General features: G+C 70.7%; 21 protein-coding genes. 14 read left to right on the plus strand and 7 right to left on the minus strand.

The window, feature by feature from the left end; translation table 11 throughout:
• The first annotated feature begins 74 nt into the window (after window positions 1-74).
• Both AB0D04_RS12115 and AB0D04_RS12120 read left to right on the plus strand, forming a co-directional pair.
• Complete coding sequence (locus AB0D04_RS12115) at window positions 75-1,076, plus strand: hypothetical protein (protein ID WP_362702086.1); 1,002 nt, start codon at window positions 75-77, stop codon at window positions 1,074-1,076.
• 129 nt (window positions 1,077-1,205) lie between these two features.
• Window positions 1,206-2,420, plus strand: a complete 1,215-nt coding sequence (locus AB0D04_RS12120) for a serpin family protein (RefSeq protein WP_362702087.1) — start codon at window positions 1,206-1,208, stop codon at window positions 2,418-2,420.
• A gap of 57 nt (window positions 2,421-2,477) precedes the next feature.
• Here AB0D04_RS12120 and AB0D04_RS12125 read toward each other — a convergent pair whose 3' ends face one another.
• Window positions 2,478-3,284, minus strand: a complete 807-nt coding sequence (locus AB0D04_RS12125) for a tyrosine-protein phosphatase (RefSeq protein ID WP_362702088.1) — start codon at window positions 3,282-3,284, stop codon at window positions 2,478-2,480.
• A gap of 269 nt (window positions 3,285-3,553) precedes the next feature.
• Between AB0D04_RS12125 and AB0D04_RS12130 the strand changes: the two genes are divergently transcribed.
• Window positions 3,554-4,354, plus strand: coding sequence for an SGNH/GDSL hydrolase family protein (locus AB0D04_RS12130; RefSeq protein ID WP_362702090.1), 801 nt, complete (start codon window positions 3,554-3,556; stop codon window positions 4,352-4,354).
• 53 nt (window positions 4,355-4,407) lie between these two features.
• Here AB0D04_RS12130 and AB0D04_RS12135 read toward each other — a convergent pair whose 3' ends face one another.
• Window positions 4,408-4,791 (minus strand): ATP-binding protein, encoded by a 384-nt coding sequence (locus AB0D04_RS12135; RefSeq protein ID WP_362702091.1) that lies wholly within the window; start codon window positions 4,789-4,791, stop codon window positions 4,408-4,410.
• A gap of 214 nt (window positions 4,792-5,005) precedes the next feature.
• On the opposite strand from AB0D04_RS12135, the gene AB0D04_RS12140 reads away from it, so the two are divergent.
• From AB0D04_RS12140 to AB0D04_RS12150, 3 genes are read left to right on the plus strand one after another with little or no spacing between them, the layout of a single operon-like run.
• A complete protein-coding gene (locus AB0D04_RS12140; protein ID WP_362702093.1) occupies window positions 5,006-5,872 on the plus strand; it encodes a helix-turn-helix transcriptional regulator in 867 nt (288 codons plus the stop codon).
• Between the two features lie 6 nt (window positions 5,873-5,878).
• Window positions 5,879-6,157 carry a DUF397 domain-containing protein gene (locus AB0D04_RS12145; RefSeq protein ID WP_362702095.1) on the plus strand — a complete coding sequence of 93 codons (279 nt, stop codon included), beginning with the start codon at window positions 5,879-5,881 and terminating at the stop codon, window positions 6,155-6,157.
• Window positions 6,154-7,059, plus strand: a complete 906-nt coding sequence (locus AB0D04_RS12150; protein ID WP_362702097.1) for an SAM-dependent methyltransferase — start codon at window positions 6,154-6,156, stop codon at window positions 7,057-7,059. Before AB0D04_RS12145 ends, AB0D04_RS12150 begins: the two co-directional genes overlap by 4 nt.
• A 24-nt stretch (window positions 7,060-7,083) precedes the next feature.
• On the opposite strand, the gene AB0D04_RS12155 is transcribed toward AB0D04_RS12150, so the two are convergent.
• The gene (locus tag AB0D04_RS12155) at window positions 7,084-8,718 is read right to left on the minus strand and encodes an FAD-dependent monooxygenase (RefSeq protein ID WP_362702098.1); all 1,635 of its coding nucleotides are present in this window, start codon (window positions 8,716-8,718) and stop codon (window positions 7,084-7,086) included.
• Window positions 8,719-8,966: 248 nt separating this feature from the next.
• Here AB0D04_RS12155 and AB0D04_RS12160 point away from each other — a divergent pair, with 248 nt between their 5' ends.
• Genes AB0D04_RS12160 through AB0D04_RS12190 form a run of 7 tightly spaced genes read left to right on the plus strand, consistent with a single transcriptional unit; the run spans window position 8,967 to window position 14,244 of the window.
• On the plus strand, window positions 8,967-10,085 hold the full coding sequence (locus AB0D04_RS12160) for a SchA/CurD-like domain-containing protein (protein ID WP_362702099.1): 1,119 nt from the start codon (window positions 8,967-8,969) through the stop codon (window positions 10,083-10,085).
• Between the two features lie 60 nt (window positions 10,086-10,145).
• Window positions 10,146-10,580, plus strand: coding sequence for a cupin domain-containing protein (locus AB0D04_RS12165; protein ID WP_362702100.1), 435 nt, complete (start codon window positions 10,146-10,148; stop codon window positions 10,578-10,580).
• On the plus strand, window positions 10,577-11,842 hold the full coding sequence (locus tag AB0D04_RS12170; RefSeq protein WP_362702101.1) for a beta-ketoacyl-[acyl-carrier-protein] synthase family protein: 1,266 nt from the start codon (window positions 10,577-10,579) through the stop codon (window positions 11,840-11,842). The genes AB0D04_RS12165 and AB0D04_RS12170 overlap by 4 nt, the downstream gene beginning before the upstream one ends.
• Window positions 11,842-13,113: a ketosynthase chain-length factor gene (locus tag AB0D04_RS12175; protein ID WP_362702102.1), complete on the plus strand. Its 1,272-nt coding sequence runs from the start codon at window positions 11,842-11,844 to the stop codon at window positions 13,111-13,113. The genes AB0D04_RS12170 and AB0D04_RS12175 overlap by 1 nt, the downstream gene beginning before the upstream one ends.
• A gap of 16 nt (window positions 13,114-13,129) precedes the next feature.
• On the plus strand, window positions 13,130-13,387 hold the full coding sequence (locus AB0D04_RS12180) for an acyl carrier protein (protein WP_362702104.1): 258 nt from the start codon (window positions 13,130-13,132) through the stop codon (window positions 13,385-13,387).
• Window position 13,388: 1 nt separating this feature from the next.
• A complete protein-coding gene (locus AB0D04_RS12185; protein WP_362702105.1) occupies window positions 13,389-13,859 on the plus strand; it encodes an SRPBCC family protein in 471 nt (156 codons plus the stop codon).
• Window positions 13,860-13,911: 52 nt separating this feature from the next.
• Window positions 13,912-14,244 carry a TcmI family type II polyketide cyclase gene (locus AB0D04_RS12190; RefSeq protein WP_362702107.1) on the plus strand — a complete coding sequence of 111 codons (333 nt, stop codon included), beginning with the start codon at window positions 13,912-13,914 and terminating at the stop codon, window positions 14,242-14,244.
• Between the two features lie 100 nt (window positions 14,245-14,344).
• Here AB0D04_RS12190 and AB0D04_RS12195 read toward each other — a convergent pair whose 3' ends face one another.
• From AB0D04_RS12195 to AB0D04_RS12210, 4 genes are all read right to left on the minus strand, one after another.
• Complete coding sequence (locus AB0D04_RS12195; protein ID WP_362702108.1) at window positions 14,345-15,373, minus strand: methyltransferase; 1,029 nt, start codon at window positions 15,371-15,373, stop codon at window positions 14,345-14,347.
• Window positions 15,370-16,512, minus strand: a complete 1,143-nt coding sequence (locus AB0D04_RS12200; protein WP_362702110.1) for a right-handed parallel beta-helix repeat-containing protein — start codon at window positions 16,510-16,512, stop codon at window positions 15,370-15,372. The genes AB0D04_RS12195 and AB0D04_RS12200 overlap by 4 nt, the downstream gene beginning before the upstream one ends.
• A gap of 124 nt (window positions 16,513-16,636) precedes the next feature.
• A complete protein-coding gene (locus AB0D04_RS12205) occupies window positions 16,637-16,828 on the minus strand; it encodes a hypothetical protein (protein WP_362702112.1) in 192 nt (63 codons plus the stop codon).
• A 94-nt stretch (window positions 16,829-16,922) separates the two neighbouring features.
• Window positions 16,923-17,132 carry a hypothetical protein gene (locus tag AB0D04_RS12210; protein ID WP_362702114.1) on the minus strand — a complete coding sequence of 70 codons (210 nt, stop codon included), beginning with the start codon at window positions 17,130-17,132 and terminating at the stop codon, window positions 16,923-16,925.
• 241 nt (window positions 17,133-17,373) lie between these two features.
• On the opposite strand from AB0D04_RS12210, the gene AB0D04_RS12215 reads away from it, so the two are divergent.
• Window positions 17,374-18,561, plus strand: coding sequence for an MBL fold metallo-hydrolase (locus tag AB0D04_RS12215; RefSeq protein ID WP_362702116.1), 1,188 nt, complete (start codon window positions 17,374-17,376; stop codon window positions 18,559-18,561).
• The last annotated feature ends 73 nt before the right edge of the window (window positions 18,562-18,634 follow it).

The raw sequence follows: 18,634 nt of genomic DNA on the forward strand, positions 1-18,634 counted from the left end.
GACCTGACTTCACCTGCACGCCGGGTTCACCACGCACCCGAGCTGTTGTCAGTCCTCTTCCCTACAGTGCCACCATGAGTGAGCCGTCAGCCCCCGACCGCGAGATGCGCCGACAACTCCGCAGCTGGATCAGCACCATGCCCGAAGAGCTGCGTTCTCTGCGCCGTCACCTGCTCCCCGCGGACTTCCCGCTCGACCACAGCCCCGCCTCCCTGGATGCCTTGGAAGCTCGTCTGCTGGAGCTCTACCCTCCGTACAACCCGGTCGAGAGGGGCAGGGGAACGGCGGAGAGCGCCATGGCCTACCTCGGTGAATCCCTCCTGGCCGTGGCCGGCGGATCGTGGGGGTGGAACCGGCGACCGGTCGGGGGCCAGGAGTGGAGGGGGCAGCCGGTCCTGTGCCCCGACCCCGAGCTGCAACTCCAGCCGATAGCACCCCTGTTGCTCATCTCGTCTGCGATGCGCAAACGCACCGGGAGCGCGTTCGCGGCCGAGGTTGCGCGGCTGCGCGGGGAGGTGGAGGCGCGGCAGGGGCGGGAACCGGGCTGGCAGCCGACGATCAGGCTGCATCCCGACCAGGAGCGGGCGCAATCCGAACTCGAGGTGTGGCTGGCCGATCGGTCTGCCGGCTTCGAGGAGTGGGCAAGGGAGACCGGCAGGCCGGATCGGTGGGACTTCGGCCCGGAGTCCCTGGACGCCCTCGAAGAGCTCGTCCGCAGCCGGTACACCGGCGAGAAGGAGATCGGCGCGGCGATACGGGGCCCGTTCCTTCAGGGCGCCGCCTGGTACATCGGAGAAGTGGTCTGCCGCACCAAGGGGGATGTGTGGAAGTTCGAGCCGTTCGCGGTGGGCGGCGGCCCGCTGCCTGCCCTGTTCGGCCCCGACGGGTCCGGCACCATCGATGAGCCGTGTGCGGGGCCACCCGGGGATGACGATGAGGCGGTGGTGTACCCGACGGGCCTGCTGCGCGGTCTGTTCTCGACGCATGACGAGCTGGACGACCCGATCGAAGTGCACCTGAGCGATGCGTGGGAGGACGCCGACCCGGACGACGCGGACGACGCGGACGACGACTAGAGTTGATCCCGGCCTGCTCCAGAAAGGTGCAGGTCAGAGTAGATGGCGGCAGTGTGCCAGAGCTCATCGACCACGCGCTGGTCAAGCAGGCTGTCGCCCACCGCTGAACGAATCCGGGGGAAGAGAACGATGGTTGCCGCAACGACGGTACGGGCCGTCAACGACCTGACGGCGCGCTGGGCGCAGAAGACGGTGGGGGAGGAGGGCACGGCCCTGACTGCCGCCGGGCTGTGGCCGCTGCTGGCACTGCTCGCCGGTCCGGCGGCCGGACCGGCCCGCAAGGAACTGGCCGACGCTGTCGGTACGGACGCGGAGCACGCCGTACCCGCAGGGCGCGAACTGCTCGCCGCGCTGGCCGCGGTGGACGGCGTCGATGTCGCGGTGGGCCTGTGGACCAAGCGGGTACTGCAGCTGCACCCCGACTGGCTGCGGAGCCTGCCGCTGGATGTGCACGGCGAGCTGACCGGGGACACCGCCGCGGACCTGGAGGCGATGAACGCCTGGGTGCGGCGGCACACCGACGGCCTGATCGAGGAGATGCCCGTACCGGTCGGTCCCGGCACGCTGTTGGTGCTGGCGAGCGCGCTGCTGGTCCGTACGACCTGGCGCGAGCGGTTCCGGGACTTTCCGCTGCGGGCGGAGGAAGGGCCGTGGGTTGGGCGGGAGGTGGCCGGGCTGTCGCGTTCCGGGACGGACCTGGACCAGATCCGGGTCCACCGCACCCCGGCCGGTGAGCTGACCACGGCGGAGGTCGCGGGCGACAACGGCCTGGACGTCCATCTGCTGCTCGGTCCGCCGGCGATGCCCGGCGGCGAAGTGCTGCGCCACGGCGTCGCGGCGCTGGCCGGAGCGTATCCGGCGCTGTCCGGTGGGGCGCTGGGCGACGGCGCCGGGCCGGGGGTCGGTGTGGACAGGATGACGACCCGGGACGGCAGGCCACGGATGCAGCTGACCTGTGCCGGCTTCAGCGTCGACGCGGATCACGATCTGCTGGAGCGGGCGGGGCTGTTCGGGCTCGCCACGGCCACCGATGCCTCGCGCGGGCACTTCCCCGGGATCAGCGAGCAGCCGCTGGCGGTGTCGTCCGCCCGGCAGACGGTCACCGCGACCTTCGGGGCGCTGGGGTTCCGGGCGGCCGCCGTGACGGCCATTGCGATGAACCCGGGAGGGGCGCCGCCCCAGAAGCGGTCGCAGGTGGTGTCGGCGACCTTCGACCGGCCCTTCGGGTTTCTCGCGGTGCACCGGGAGTCGGGGCTGGTGCTGGTCGCGGGCTGGGTCACCGACCCGGACGGGTGGGTGCAGCCTGAACAGCTGCCGGGGGGCCTTTGGTGGCGTAGGCGGTAGGCGGCATGCGAACGGCCCGGCGGTGATCCACCGGGCCGTTCGCGGGTCCTGCCGGGGTCAGTCGGTCAGCAGCTGGGCGCGCAGCTGCTCGCGGGTCGCGGGGGTCAGCTTGAGGCCCTTGGCGAGGTAGGTCTCCGTCGAGCCCCAGGTCTGCTCGATCGCGTCGAAGGCGGCCGTGAGGTAGTCGGTGTGCGCACCGAACAGGGGCGAGAGCAGCTCCATGACCTCCGCGGACATGCCGACGGGGGAGCTGTCGGAGCGGCGGATCTTGTAGCGGCGGTGCGGGTCGTTGGACTTGAGGTAGTCCGTCTCGATGGCGTCCCGCTCCACGCCGACCGCCAGCAGGGTCACGGCCACCGACAGGCCCGCGCGGTCCTTGCCGGCCGCGCAGTGCATCAGCGCGGGAACGCTGTCCTCGGCGATCGCATGCAGCACCCGGCTGTGGTCCTCGGTGCGGTGGGTGATGATGTGCCGGTAGGTCGCGGCCATCCGGGCCGCCGCCTTGCCGTCACCGAGCGCGACCCGCAGCTGGTCGAGCTCGCCGTCGCGCACCATCGCCCAGAATTCCGCACCGTCGGCCGGGTCGGTGAGCGGGATGTTCACATTCCGTACGCCGGGGAGCGTGACATCGGGGCCCTCGAGCTTGATGTCCGCGGCATTGCGGAAATCGAAAACGGTGTGCAGCCCGAGGCCGCCGAGGAATGCGGCATCCGCCTCGGTCGCATGGGCGAGATGGCCGCTGCGGAACAGTCGCCCCTGACGTATCCGACGCCCGTCCACGGTCGGCAGTCCGCCCACATCGCGGAAGTTACGGACCTCCGCGAGCTCGAACTGGTCCTTCGGGACCTGCGGCGTCTGCGTCACGGGCGCTCCTTCGGTTGGGCCGCCGACGCTTGGTCGTCGACGTGGCGCGGCACCTTCGACGATACGACATCGATGCAATGGGAAATCAGGCGGCAACGGTGCTGCCACACGACGCCGGAAGAGGACTGCTCGTGAAGCGATAATGGAGCAGTCTGTGATCGATCATTATTCCCACTTGGGAAGAATTTGACCTGGTGGCATTAATCACCACCCGTCAACCCCTGGTTACGGTGGCGTAAGTCACTTCGCAAGGTGAAGTATGTCCTGACGTGGCAGACGATTCGAAGAACATCAACAGCGGCGCCGGTGGCGCCATCGGGTCGTACGCAGCCGTCGGGGACAGCTTCACCGAGGGGGTCGGGGATCCCGGCCGTGACGGGGCGTACATCGGTTGGGCGGACCGCTTGGCGGTCCTCCTGTCGGACCAGCGGGAAGAGGGGGCCTTCCGCTACGCGAACCTCGCCGTAAGGGGGCGGCTGCTCGACCAGATCATCGAGGAGCAGGTGCCCCGGGCGAAGGAGCTTGCCCCCGCGCTGGTGACATTCTGTGCCGGCGGCAATGACATCCTGCGGCCGGGCTCGGACCCGGATGCGGTGGCCGAGCGTTACGAGCGCGCGGTCGCCGATCTGCGGACGTCGGTCGGAACGGTGCTGCTGTGCACCGGGTTCGACACCCGCGGAGTGCCGGTGCTCAGGCATCTGCGCGGCAAGATCGCGACGTATACGGCGCATGTGCGGGCCATCGCGGACCGGCACGACTGCCCGGTGCTCGACCTGTGGTCGCTGAAGTCGGTGCAGGACCGGCGGGCGTGGAGCGATGACCGGCTGCATCTGTCGGCGGACGGGCACACCCGGGTGGCGCTGCGCGCGGCGCAGGTGCTCGGGCTGACGGTGCCTGCCGAGCCGGACCAGCCGTGGCCCCCGGAGGCGGAGCGGTCGGCCGCCGACGCCCGGCGGGACAACATCCACTGGGCGCGCGAACACCTCGTCCCGTGGATCGGGCGCCGGCTGCGTGGCGAGTCCTCCGGCGACCATGTCGAGCCCAAGCGGCCCGACCTGCTGCCGCTGTAGCGGCGGGCGCGGCACGCCAAAGGCCCCGGTCTCCGCGGAAGCGGACCGGGGCCTCAGTGTGCCGCGGCGGTGTATGGCAGATCCGCCCAGACGACCCGGCCCCGGCCGCCGTCGTCGGGGCGCGTTCCCCAGCTCTCGGACAGTGCGCCGACGAGGAACAGTCCGCGTCCGCCTTCCTTGTCCACGCTGCCGGGCTGGGCGTGCGGTGCCGAAACGCCCGCGCCGCCCTCGTCGGTGATCTCGATGCGGATGTACGAACCGACGAGCGTCACCTCGCAGCCGACCTTCTCGCTGTCGGTGTGCCGTACCGCATTGGTGAACAGCTCGGACACCACCAACTCCACGTCGTCGCGGACTTGTTGATCCGCGCCCCATTCGCGCAGCAGCGCGATCACCCGTCTGCGCGCCTCGGGGACCGAGGTGCGCCTCGCCGGCAAATGGAACGCGTCCTGGGGGTGCTCGGCGGCAAAGCCGCACCAGCACCCTAACGAAGGAGCGTTTTTGGAGGAAGCCACCACGTAACTATGTGCGATGTTGGTCACCGATGGCAAGGATCACTCTGCAATTTGCAGAAACGCATATGCAGTCTGTTCGTCCTTCTGACGGCATGACACACTGCTGATCACATAAGTCAGTTGGAGGGGATCAGGCGTGGTGGATCCACGTTCGGCCGGAGCGCCGACCGTCCTGCGGGTGGTGCTCGGCAAGCGGCTGCAAGACCTGCGCGAGAAGGCGGGACTGTCCTTCGAACAGGCCGCGCGGGCCCTCGATGTCACCCACGGCACGATACGGCGGATGGAAAAGGCCGAGGTAGGCCTCAAGATCCCCTACGTAGAGAAGCTGCTGGCGACCTACGGCGTCGTCGACCAGGACGAGATCGAGGGCTTTCTCTCGCTCGCCCGCGAAGCCAACAAGCCCGGATGGTGGCACAACTTCCGCGACGTACTCCCCGAGTGGTTCAGCGCATTCGTCAGCCTGGAGAGCGAGGCCAACCTCATCCGGGCCTACCAGCCGCACTACGTTCCCGGCCTGTTGCAGACCGAGGACTACGCCGCCGCCGTCCTGCGGGCCGGAATGCCGCACGCCCCCGCCGCGGACATCGACCGCATCGTGGCGCTGCGCATGGAGCGGCAGTCGCTGCTGACCCGAGAGCAGGCGCCGCTGCTGTGGGCGGTGATGGACGAGACCGTCCTACGGCGCCCGATCGGCGGCCCGACGGTGATGCGCGACCAGATCACCCGGCTGATGGAGGCCACCTCGCTGCCGAACGTCCGGCTCCAGGTCATTCCCTTCGCATCCGGCCCGCATCCCGCGATGTACGGGCCGTTCCACATTTTCCGCTTCCCGATCCCGGAGCTCCCGGACATCGCGTACGCGGAAAGCCTCGTCGGAGCCGTGTACTTCGACCAGCGCAACGACGTCTCGCAGTTCCTGGAAGCGCTGGACCGGATGTGTGCGCAGGCCGCGCCGGCACACACCACCAGGGCCATTCTGGGTGGCTTTCGCAAGGAGATCTAACCCCACATGGATCGCATACGCATCTACAACGGCATGCCCGCCAATGAACTGGGCAACGAAGGCTGGCACAAGCCGTGGAGCGGCGGAAACGGAGGCGAGTGCGTCGAAGCCATGCGGCTGAAGGACGGCCGGGTGGCGCTGCGTCAGTCCACCGACCCCGACGGCCCGGCGCTGATCTACACCCACCACGAAATGGTGAGCTTCATCGAGGGCGCGAAGGCCGGGCACGCCGACTTCCTGCTCACCGCGGCACCGTGCCGGCGCGTGGAGCGGAGGACGGCATGAGCGGCCACGACTTTCCCCAGGAGGCGGCCGGCGCGGAGCTGCCGGAGATCGGACCGTACGTCAAAGGGCCCGAGCACTCGGGCTTCTCGGCCGAGGAGATCGACACCAGCAGGCCGCACCCGGCCCGGATGAACGACTACTTCCTCGGCGGCTGGGACAACTACGAGGTCGACCGGGAGGCCGGGGACCGGGTCCTGGCCATGCACCCCCCGGTCCGCGAGAGCGCCCTCGCCAACCGGGAGTTCCTGGGGCGGGCCGTCCGCGAGCTGGTCGGCGGCGGCATCCGCCAGATCATCGACATCGGCACCGGCATTCCCACCTCGCCCAACGCCCATGAGATCGCCCGCGAGGTCGCCCCCGACACCGTTGTCGTGTACGTCGACAACGACCCGATCGTCGCCACCCACGCCGGGGCCCGGCTCACCGACACCGAACGCACCTCCTTCGTGCTCGCCGACCTCCGCGACCCCAAGTCGGTCCTGGAACACCCCGCCGTCCGGGCGCTGATCGACTTCGACCGGCCGGTGCTGCTCGTGATGTGCATCGTCCTGACCTTCATCCCGGACGAGGAGGACCCGGCCGGCTGTGTCGCCGCCCTCGCCGACGCGCTCCCCTCCGGCAGCCACCTCGTACTGACCCACTCGACGTACGAGCCCTACGAGGGCTACGCCGACGGCCGGGTGGAGGAGTGGAAGCGGGTGGCGGCGGAAGAGGTCTACCGAGGGTCCACCGCCTCGCTCAACCTGCGCTCCAAGGCCGAGATCACCTCGCTCTTCGGCCCGTTCACCCTGCTCGGGCCGGGCGTCGTACGGGTGCCGCTGTGGCGGCCGGACGGCGTGGTGCCCGGCCCCGCCGAGCTCAACGACATCGTCTTCTACGGCGGAGTGGGCAGAAAGGACTGAACCGGCCCCGGCAGAGCACCGCCGTCAGCCCCGGCAGAGCACGGCCGCCAGCACCTCGTCCAGCGTCGCCTCCGGGTCGGCCACCATGCCCTCCGAGCGCCACGCCACGAACCCGTCCGGGCGCACCAGCACCGCGCCCGCCGGAGCCGTGCCGTGCACCTCGGCCCAGTCGGCGCCCTTCTCGGGGGCCAGGTCGTCGTCGGGGCGGGTGCCGATGCTGTACGCCGGGAGCGGGACGGACCAGCGCTCGGCGGCGTGCGCGGCGGCGGTGCGCCAGGGCTCGCCGGCCGGGCCGGTGAGCAGGACCAGCGACGACTCGTAGAGGTCCAGGGTCGACAGCCGTACCCCGGCGCGCTGGACCCACATGTGCGGGGCCCGGGTGCCGGGGGCACCCGTCAGCTGCATCCGGGCGGGGACGACGGGGAGTTCGGGGTCGGTGTTGACCACCGCGCCGTGCGGATAGCTGTAGCCGAGCGCGACGGTGAGGACGCCGCTCTGCCGCCCACCGCCCGCGCCCGGGGCCGCGGCATAGCCGGGGTGACTGTGCTCGGCGGAACGGGCCGAGGCGCGGGCGCTGGTCGCGCTGGCCACCGGGCGGCGTTCCGCCTCGTAGGAGTCCAGCAGGCCGGGGCCCGCCCAGCCGTTGAGCACGGCGGCAAGCTTCCAGGCCAGGTTGTGCGCGTCCTGGATGCCGGTGTTGGAGCCGAACGCCCCGGTGGGGGACATCTCATGGGCCGAGTCGCCGGCGAGGAAGACCCGGCCCGCCCCGTACCGCTCCGCGACACGTTCGGCCGCGTGCCAGGGGGCCTTGCCGGTGATCTCCACATCCATGTCCAGGACGCCGGTCGCCCGGCGGATGTGGTCGATGCACCGCTCGTCGGTGAAGTCCTCCAGGGTTTCGCCCCCGTCGGGGTGCCAGGGGGCGTGGAAGACCCACTCCGCCGCGTTGTCCACCGGAAGCAGACAGCCGTCCGCCTCGGGGTTGGTGAGATAGCAGGCGATGAAACGGCGATCGCCCACCGCAGCCGCCAGCGCGGGCGCCCGGAAGGTGATGCTCACGTTGTGGAACAGATCGCCGGGGCCCGTCTGACCGATGCCGAGCTGTTCCCTGGACGGGCTGCGCGGCCCGTCCGCCGCGATCACATAGTCCGCGAGGACGGTGGTGTGCTCGCCGGTCTCCCGGTTCTTCACCACCGCCGTCACCCCCTCCCGGTCCTGGTCGAACGAGAGCAGCTCGGCGTGGAAGCGCAGGTCGCCGCCGTGCTCACGGGCGCACTGCACCAGGACCGGCTCAAGGTCGTTCTGGCTGCACAGACACCAGCCGGCGGGGCTGAACCGCGCCAGCCCGCCCCCCGGGTCGATCTCCTTGAACAGCCACTCCTGCTCCTCCCCGGTCAGTGACGGGGCCTGCAGGATGCCGTGATTGTCCGCCAGGACGGATGCCGCCTCGCGGATCCGCTGCTCGGCGCCCGCCACCCGGTACAGCTCCATGGTGCGGACGTTGTTCCCCCGCCCCCGCGGGTGCCGTGACGTATCGGAGTGCTTCTCGACCAGGATGTGCCGGACGCCCAGGCGCCCCAGGAACAAGGACGCGGACAGGCCCACCAGGGAGCCGCCCACGACAAGTACCGGAATCCTGTCTTCGACCATTGGACTCATTGCCTGCTCCAGCTCCCGTGGCGGCCATGGAGAGGAAGTTTCCCCGGCCCGGCAAGCGCTCGATCATGGTTCACCCGCATGGCCCACAGATATCGCGCGCCCCCAGGGTCCCGGCCACGATCGATTCCGGGACGGCCACCCCCACCGCGGGGCCGGTCGTCCCGGTACGCCGGGTCAGTGCCCGGATCACCTCCGGACCTGACGACGCACCACAGGAGCCAGCCCGCTCCGAGGGAGATGCGTAGACGATGACAACAGTGTCGGAACGAATATCGCAGTCCGCGTTCGACGGCTCGAGACTCCGGGTCGTCCTCTTGCTGGACCTCCACGAAGGCGCCCAGCAGCGCTTCCTCGAAGCCTACGAATACCTGCGCAGCCAGGTGGCCTCCGTACCCGGTCACCTCACCGACCAGCTGTGCCAGTCCATCGAGAACCCCTCGCAGTGGCTGATCACCAGCGAGTGGGAGAGCGCACCGCCGTTCCTGGCCTGGGTCAACAGCGAGGAACACGTCAAGATGGTGCAGCCCCTGCACAGCTGCGTACGCAACACCCGGTCGCTGCGCTTCAGCGTGCTGCGCGAGACGTCGAGCGCCGCCACGGCCGCCCCCGAGCCCTCCAAGGGCCGGCTCCAGTCCGAGCCCCGCGTCGGTGACGGTGTGGTCCGGCACGCCCTGACCTTCACCGTGAAGCCCGGCAGCGAGTCGATGGTCGCCGAGATCCTCGCCGGATACGACTCCCCCCAGGCGCGGGTCGACGACACCACCCGGCTGCGCCGCACCTCCCTGTTCATGCACGGCAACCGCGTCGTACGGGCCGTCGAGGTGCAGGGCGATCTCGTCGCGGCGCTGCGCCATGTGTCGGAGCAGCCCGAGGTACGGGCCGTCGAGGAGGCCATCAACCCGTACCTGGAGCAGGACCGGGACCTCACCGACCCCAACTCCGCGCGGGTGTTCTTCACCCGGGCCGCGCTGCCCGCGGTGCACCATGTCGCGGCGGGCCAGGAGCTGCGGGACGACCTCCGGCACGCGCTGTACTACCCGGCCAAGGAAGGCTGCGGTATGGCGCTGGCCCGGATGCTGGCCAGGCAGGACGAGCTGGCCGCGGACGACCCGGACAGCCCGATCGACGCCAGCACCATCTTCCAGCGCGACGACATCGTCGTCCGGCTCATCGACCTCAGGGTCCCCCTCGACGACACCGAACCCGACCTCGTCATCGGCGTGCACGGTCCCCGCAAGCGGGGCGTCTTCAAGCGCCTCATGGACACCGACGCGGCCGGCGGTCTGACGACCGACCGGGAGCTGGCGCACTTCCTCGCCCGCTCCGACATGGACCTGATCACCGACCGCCGGGCTCCGGACTCCTGACCGTCCATCCGGCCGTCCCAGGCCCTCACCCGTCGGCCCCCGTACCTGGAGGAAGCAGCCATGACTTCGCACCGCCCACGCATCGTGGACCTCAACGAGACCAAGCCCAACCGCCGGCGCGGAGGAGACCTGCGCGCCATGCTGACACCCACCGCGGTGGGCGCCACCAGCGGCTTCATGGGCATGGCCCTGGTGCAGCCCGGCGAACGCATCGGCGAGCACTACCACCCGTACTCCGAGGAGTTCGTCTACGTCGTGAGCGGCGCGCTCGAAGTGGACCTGGACGGCGAGCCGCACACGCTGCGGCCGGACCAGGGCCTGCTGATCCCGCCGTATCTGCGGCACCGCTTCCGCAACGTCGGCAAGGCGGAGGCCCGCATGGTCTTCCACCTCGGCCCGCTCGCCCCGCGCCCGGACCTGGGCCATGTCGACACCGAGGAGACGGACGGCGGTGCGCCGTCAGGCCCACCCGAACGCACGGAGCCGGTGTCATGACGCGCCGAGTGGCGGTCACCGGTGTCGGGATCGTCGCGCCGGGCGGCGTGGGGGTGCCCGCCTTCTGGGACCTCCTGTCCGCCGGACGCACCGCGACCCGCGGCATCACCCTCTTCAACCCGGAGGGCTTCCGCTCGCGGATCGCCGCCGAGTGCGACTTCGACCCGGCGGCCCACGGGCTGCCCCCGGACCAGGTGGCCGCGCAGGACCGGTACATCCAGTTCGCGATGGTCGCCGCCAGGGAAGCCGTACGGAACGCGGGCCTGGACACCGGGACCGAGAACAGCTGGCGCATGGGGGTCTCGCTGGGCACCGCGGTCGGCGGCACCACACGCCTGGAGCACGACTACGTCGCCGTGAGCGGTGTCGGGCAGAAGTGGGACGTGGACCACCGGCCGGCCGGCCGACACCTGCAGCGGGCGTTCTCCCCCAGTTCGCTCGCCTCCGCGGTGGCGGAACAGATCGGCGCCCACGGCCCGGTACAGACCGTCTCCACGGGCTGTACCTCCGGCCTCGACGCCATCGGCTACGCCTTCCACTCCATCGAGGAGGGCCGGCTGGACGTGTGCGTCGCGGGCGCGTCGGACTCGCCGATCTCCCCGATCACGGTGGCCTGCTTCGACGCGATCAAGGCGACCTCCGCCAACAACGGCGACCCCGCGCACGCCTCACGGCCGTTCGACGCCAACCGCGACGGATTCGTCATGGGCGAGGGCGGCGCGGTCCTCGTCCTGGAGGAGCTGGAACACGCCCGCGCCCGCGGTGCCACCGTGCACTGCGAGATACGGGGCTACGCCACGTTCGGCAACGCGTACCACATGACCGGGCTCACCCAGGAGGGCCTGGAGATGGCCGAGGCGATCAACCGCGCACTCGCCCACGCGAAGGTCGACAGCTCCCAGATCGACTATGTCAACGCACATGGCTCGGGCACCCAGCAGAACGACCGTCATGAGACCGCCGCGGTCAAGAAATCGCTGGGTGAGCACGCGTACCACGTGCCCATGAGCTCCATCAAATCCATGGTGGGCCACTCGCTCGGCGCGATCGGGGCGATCGAGATCGTCGCGTGTGTGCTGGCCCTGGCCCACCAGGTCGTACCACCGACGGCCAACTACGAGACCCCGGACCCGGAGTGTGACCTCGACTATGTGCCGAAGACGGCGCGCGAGCTGCCGCTGCGGTCCGTGCTCTCGGTCGGCAGCGGGTTCGGCGGCTTCCAGTCCGCGGTGGTGCTGACCAGACAGGGTGGGAGGGCCTGATGAGCTCCCTGCAACAGCTGCCCCAACGTCAACCACGACGGTCTGTCGTCACGGGTATCGGCGTCATCGCCCCCAACGGGGTGAGCACCGAGGCCTTCTGGAAGGCGACCAGAGAGGGCATGAGCGTCCTCGACCTGGTCACCCGGGAAGGGTGCGAGAACCTGCCGCTCAAGGTCGCGGGCGAGGTCCGCGACTTCGACCCGGCGGTGCTCATCGAAGAGCGCTACCTGGTGCAGACCGACCGGTTCACGCACTTCGCCATGGCCGCCGCCAACCTTGCGCTGGACGACGCCCGGCTGGGCCGCGCCGACTACAACGACTCACCGTTCGCGGTGGGCGTCGTGACTGCCGCGGGCTCCGGCGGCGGCGAGTTCGGCCAGCGCGAACTGCAGCACCTGTGGGGCCAGGGCTCCAAGCACGTCGGGCCGTATCAGTCCATCGCCTGGTTCTACGCGGCCAGCACCGGCCAGATCTCCATCCGCGGCGGCTTCAAGGGGCCCTGCGGAGTGGTGGCCAGCGACGAGGCCGGCGGTCTGGACGCGCTCGCCCATGCGGGAAGGACCATCCAGCGCGGCACCGATGCCGTCGTCGTCGGCGCCGCCGAGGCGCCGCTCGCCCCGTACTCGGTCGTCTGTCAGCTCGGGTACGACGACCTCAGCAAGGTCGAGGACCCCTACCGCGCCTACCGCCCCTTCACCGACGCCGCCTGCGGCTTCGTCCCCGCCGAGGGCGGAGCGATGCTGGTGGTCGAGGAGGAGGCGGCCGCCCTCGAGCGCGGGGCGCAGGTCCGCGCCGTGGTGGCCGGGCACGCCGCGACCTTCACGGGGGCGGGGCGCTGGGAGGAGTCCCGTGAGGGGCTGGCCCATGCGATCACCGGCGCGCTGGAGGACGCGCGGTGCGCCCCGGAAGAGATCGACGTGGTCTTCGCGGACGCCTTCGGCGTGCCGGCGGCCGACCGCGCCGAGGCGCTCGCGATCGCGGACGCGCTGGGCCGCCACGCCACGTCGGTACCCGTGACCGCACCCAAGACCGGCACCGGCCGGGCGTACTGCGGCGCCCCCGTCCTGGACGCGGCCGCCGCGGTGCTTTCGATGGAGCACGGCGTCGTGCCACCCACCCCCAACGTCTTCGAGGTGAGCCACGACCTCGACCTGGTCATCGTCTCGGCCCGCCCGGCCGAGCTGCGGACGGCGTTGGTGCTGAGCCGGGGACTCATGGGCTCGAACGCGGCACTGGTGCTGCGTCAGGGATCCCCCGAGTCCCCCTCGTGAGAAGGAGAAACCCGTCATGACCGCTGAACTGACCTTCGACGAGCTGGCCTCGCTGATGAAATCGGCCGCCGGCCTCACCGTCGACCCGAAGGACTTGGCGGGCCGGCCCGGTGTGACCTTCGCCGAATTCGGCCTGGACTCGCTCGGCCTGCTCGGCATCGTCGGCGAGCTGGAGAACCGGCTCGGCCGGCCGCTGCCCAACGACGCCGAGCGCAGCAAGACGCCGCACGACTTCCTCGACCTCGTCAACACCGTGCCTACGACAGGAGCCTGACATGTCCGGCCACACCGAGAACGACATCAAGATCGCGGCCCCCCTCGACCTCGTCTGGGACGTCACCAACGACCTCGAGAACTGGCCCCAGCTGTTCAGCGAGTACGCCGCCGTCGACGTGCTCTCCCGCGAAGGCAACAAGACGACCTTCCGGCTGACCATGCACCCCGACGACAACGACACCGTCTGGAGCTGGGTCTCGGAGCGGGTGACCGACCGCAAGGGGCTCACCGTCCGCGCCCGCCGCGTGGAGACCGGCCCCTTCCAGCACATGGACATCCACTGGTCGTACCGCAAACTGCCCGGCGGTACAGGGATGTACTGGACGCAGGACTTCGCGATGAAGCCCGAGGCGCCGGTCGACGACAAGGGCATGACCGAGCACATCAACCGCAACTCCAAGATCCAGCTGGAGCTCATCCGGGACAAGATCGAGGCGCGCGCCGTGCGGGACTCGGCCGGCCCCAACTGACCCGGGCGGCCCCCACCGCCCCGGCCCGTCCCCAACCGAAGGGACCTCACCGATGCACCATGCCCTGATCGTCGCCCGGATGGCCCCGGAGTCGGCGCCGAAGATCGCCGAGGTCTTCGAGGCCTCCGACCGCACGGAACTGCCGCATCTGATCGGCGTCTCCCGGCGGAGCCTGTTCCAGTTCGGTGAGGTGTATCTGCACCTCATCGAGTCCGAGAAGCCGCCGGGACCCGAGATCGCCAAGCTGACGGACCACCCCGAGTTCCGCTCCGTCAGCGACAAGCTGTCCGCCTACGTCAGCGCGTACGACCCGCAGACCTGGCGCAGCCCGAAGGATGCGATGGCCCGCCGGTTCTACTGCTGGGAGCGCGACACCGCCGGCTGACGGGAGGCCGGGGGCGGCAGTCCGGTGCCCGCGATCGGCGTCGATCGCGGGCACAAGCGTGGGCCCCGCTCACCCGGGCCCGGCTCAGCACAGGCCGGGTTCAGCCCGGCACACTGCACTCGAAGGCGTGCAGATACGCATTGACCGGCATGATGTCGTGGACCAGCAGCCCGGCTTCGGACATCCGGCTGACCAGGCTCTCCTTGGAGTGCTTGGCCCCGCCGACGTTGAGGAGCAGCAGCAGGTCCATGGAGGTGGTGAACTTCATCGACGGACTGTCGTCGACGAGGTTCTCGATGATCACGACCCGCGCGCCCGGCCGGGCGACCTCCAGGACATTGCCCAGGGTCAGCCGGGTGCTTTCGTCGTCCCATTCCAGGATGTTCTTGATGATGTAGAGATCGGCCTGGACCGGGATCTCGCTACGGCAGTCGCCGGGCACGATCGTGGCGCGGGAGGCGAGCGGCCCGCCGTCCCGCAGTCGCCGGTCCGCGTCCGCCACGACGTGCGGCAGGTCGAGCAGCGTGCCTTCGAGATCCGGGTGCTTCTCCAGCAGGCTGGCCAGCACATGCCCCTGACCGCCGCCGATGTCCGCCACCGAGGACACCCCGGTCAGATCGAGGAGTTCCGCGACGTCCTGCGCGGACTGCCTGCTGGAGGTGGTCATGGCCCGGTCGAAGACCTGCGCCGAGTCCCGTGCGTCCTGGTGCAGATAGTCGAAGAACCCCTTGCCGTACAGGTCGTCGAAGACGCTCCGGCCGGACCGTACCGCTTCGTCGAGCCGCGGCCAGGCCTCCCAGGTCCAGGGTTCCGTGCACCACAGGGAGATGTACCGCAGGCTGTTGGGGGTGTCCTCGCGCAGCAGCCGGGACATCTCGGTGTGCGCGAACCTCCCGTCGTCGGTCTCCTCGAAGATCCCGTAGCAGGACAGGGCGCGCAGCAGCCGTTGCAGCGGGCGCGCCTCGGTGTGCACCGCGGCGGCCAGCTCCTCCGCGGTGGCGGGTGCGTCCCCCAGCGCATCCGCCACGCCGAGCCGTACCGCCGCGCGGACGGACGCCGCGCACGCGGCTCCGAAGACGAGTTCCCGCAGCCGCATGGCCGGCTGGGGCGTGGGACTTACGGTGGTCATTCCGCCTCGATTCTGCTGCTCGGTACTCCGGAGGTGCTGCCGCTGAAGAACCGCGCCCGAAGGACGGCACGCGCCTGCCGGCACAGGTCCGCGGGCTCCGAGATCCGGCACTCATTGCCGGCGAATCCGTTCCCGGAACCGTCCCGGTCCCGGTTGGCCAGGTCGGCCGGCTGGTTGCGCAGTGCGACATTGCCGCTGATGACATTGCGTTCGTTGGGGGCCTTCGCAAAGCTGGGGAACAGGACGATCCCCCCGGAGAGCGGGGACTTGCCGACGTTGTCGTTGACCCGGTTCGCTTGTACGCGGGTCTCCTCGGCGCCGGTGAGGACGATGCCGATGCCCTGGAGGAACGGCAGGCGCTTGGTGGCGGGGCAGTGCTTGTTGTTGTGCGACACGTCGTTGCCGTTCACCGACAGATCGCCCGCCCGGGGCCGCGACTCGTCGCCCACGACGAACACCCCGGCGCAGTTGCCGGTGACCGCGTTGCCGTCGACCCGCAGGTTTCTGGTCCGCCGCACCGTGATGCCGATCCGGTTCCCCACCAGGCGGTTCCCGCTGATCGCGGTGCCGTGGGTGTCCGTGGCACCGCCCTCCTCGTCGACCGTGTTCGCGAGAAAGATGCCCGCGTCGCCGTTGCCGCGGGCGGTGTTGTCCCCGATGGAGCTGCGGACGGACTTCTGCAGGGCGATGCCCCACTGGCCATTGTTCCGCGCGTCGACATCGCGCACCCGCAGCCGGCTGGTCCCGGTGGCCCAGATGCCGTTCTTCTTGAAACCCGAGACGGTCAGGGAACGGATGGTGACGCCCGGCAGGCGGTGTCCCGGGCTGCCGATGACACAGATGCCGTTGCCGTCGTGCCCGCAGGCGTTCTCCGCCCGTGAGGTCGGCGGCCTGATCACGGTGCGCCGGCCCGCTCCGCGCAGCGTCACCCGCGGCTCCTTGATCAGGACGCTCTCCCGGTAGCTGCCGGCCGCGACGAAGACGGTGTCGCCGGGCCCCGCCGCGTCCACCGCCGCCTGGATCGACTCACCCGGGTGGACGACGTGCCGGTCCCCGGCCTCGGCCGGCGGGGCCGTACCGAGGCCGCCGAGGGCGGCCGCGGCCAGGCACGTCATGTACTTGATCTGTTGCATCGCCATGAGGCGAAGCTATGGGCGCGCGCGGCCGCTCGCCACATGGGGTAACCCGATGACTGCGTTCGGTACGGCATTCAGTGCATCGGGTGGCTTCCGACGCACCGTCATACGGGTCCCCGACGCACCGTCAGGGCCGGTCCGCGGGCGCCGCCGGGCCCCGGTCGGCCTCGGCGTACGGCCGGCCGTCGGCGTACGGCCGGGCCGGGGACGGTGGCGGTACGGCCCACGGGGGAGCGGCCTGCCCGTCCGCGCACACCTCTGCCATCAGCACCGCGAGACTGGTCGGCAGAAACCACAGCCGGGCATGGGGGACGGTCACGGAACACCAACGCCGCGACCCCGGTCGACGACACCCGTACGGCGGCCGCGCGGCCGTTCCCTCACCCCAACGGCCCCCGCGGCACGGCACGGCGTCACGACCAGATGTCGTGATCGCCGCCCTGCCACTCGATCACCTCGCGGTCGTCGAGCGACACCATGTCCGTGTCCAGGCCGGCCCGGCGCAGGAATTCCAGGACATCCACGCTGCTGTAGGCACGGCCGACGCTCTCGCCCCCGATGGTCACCTGCCGCCCGCCGCCGGGGGACGGCGGATGCACGATGACGGGCGGATGTACAGCCATACCCCCAGCCTGCGACCGGGACGGCGGCGCCGCACGTCAGCCGCCGTCCACCGGGCCGGCCGGCTCACACCGTCCCCTCGGGAATTTCCCGGCCCCCCGCGCGGTTCGAGTCCAGAAGGTGACGATGACGTCCGGCCGCCAGGCTGCGGCCGCGCAAGCCGACGCCGCGTGGGACGGCGTGCCGGAACTTGCCTGTCGCGTGATCCGTTCACTCCGCGACCGCCCCGACCATGGAGGTGCCGTGACCGGTTCCCGACCCCGCCGTACGCCACTGCGTGCCCTGCGCCCCGCAGGCTTCGGCGCCGAGCCCACCGGCGAGCGGCTGGCCCGGATACGCAGATCGCCGCAGTTCCGGGACGGCCAGTTCCGCAATCCCCTCCCGACCCGGCAGCTGCTGCGGGGATCCGCGCTGCCGATGGCCCGTACGCAGCTGAGCCGCGAGGGCCGGGTGCGCAGGGCGCCGATCGGCCGGATTCCGGTGCATCGCCCGACGGACGCGGACTGGGGCCGGGCGCCCGCATCCGGGCTGCGGATCACCTGGATGGGGCATTCGAGTGCGCTCGCCGAAATTGACGGGCAGCGGGTGCTCTTCGACCCGGTCTGGGGCGAGCGCTGTTCGCCGTTCACCTGGATCGGGCCCAGACGGCTGCACCCGGTGCCGGTCGAGCTGGCCGCGCTCGCCCCCGTCGACGTCATCGTCATCTCGCACGACCACTACGACCACCTCGACATGCCCACGGTCCGGGCCCTGCGGGACTCCGGCGCGGCTTTCGTCGTGCCGCTCGGCATCGGCGCCGACCTGGAATTCTGGGGCGTACCCGCGGCGCGGATCACCGAGCTGGACTGGCACGAGTCCACCCAGGTCGGCGGGCTGACCCTGACCGCCACCCCCGCCCAGCACTTCTGCGGCCGCGGGATGCGCGGCCTCCAGCACACCCTGTGGGCCTCCTGGGTGGTGGCCGGACCCGAGCACCGCATATACCACAGCGGCGACACCGGCTATTTCTCCGGCTTCGCCGAAATCGGCGCGGCACACGGCCCGTTCGACGCGACGATGATCCAGATCGGCGCGTACTCGGACTTCTGGCCGGACATCCACATGACCCCGGAGGAGGGGCTGAGCGCCCACGCCGACCTCTCCGGCGGCACCCCCGAAGGTGTCCTGCTGCCGATCCACTGGGGGACGTTCAACCTCGCGCCGCATCCGTGGTCCGAGCCCGTCGAGCGTACGGTGGCCGCGGCGCGCCGGGCCGGCGCCAAGGTGGCCGCGCCGCCGCCGGGCAAGCCGTTCGAGCCCGCCGAGGAGCCGGTCGTGGAGCCGTGGTGGCGGGCGGTCGCCGTACCGCCCGTGCAGGGCTGGCCGGCCTGGCCCCCGGCGCGCGTCGCACCGCCGAGCGCCGTCGAAGAGGCCTCAACTCCCTCTGCGTGAACGCAAGTTCGCATCGAATCGCACTGTCGTCCGTGCGGCGCCTCTTAAGGAGGTAGCGAGGGGTAGCGAAACC

It is taken from the genome of Streptomyces sp. NPDC048483 (genome assembly GCF_040651455.1).
Classification (GTDB): domain Bacteria; phylum Actinomycetota; class Actinomycetes; order Streptomycetales; family Streptomycetaceae; genus Streptomyces.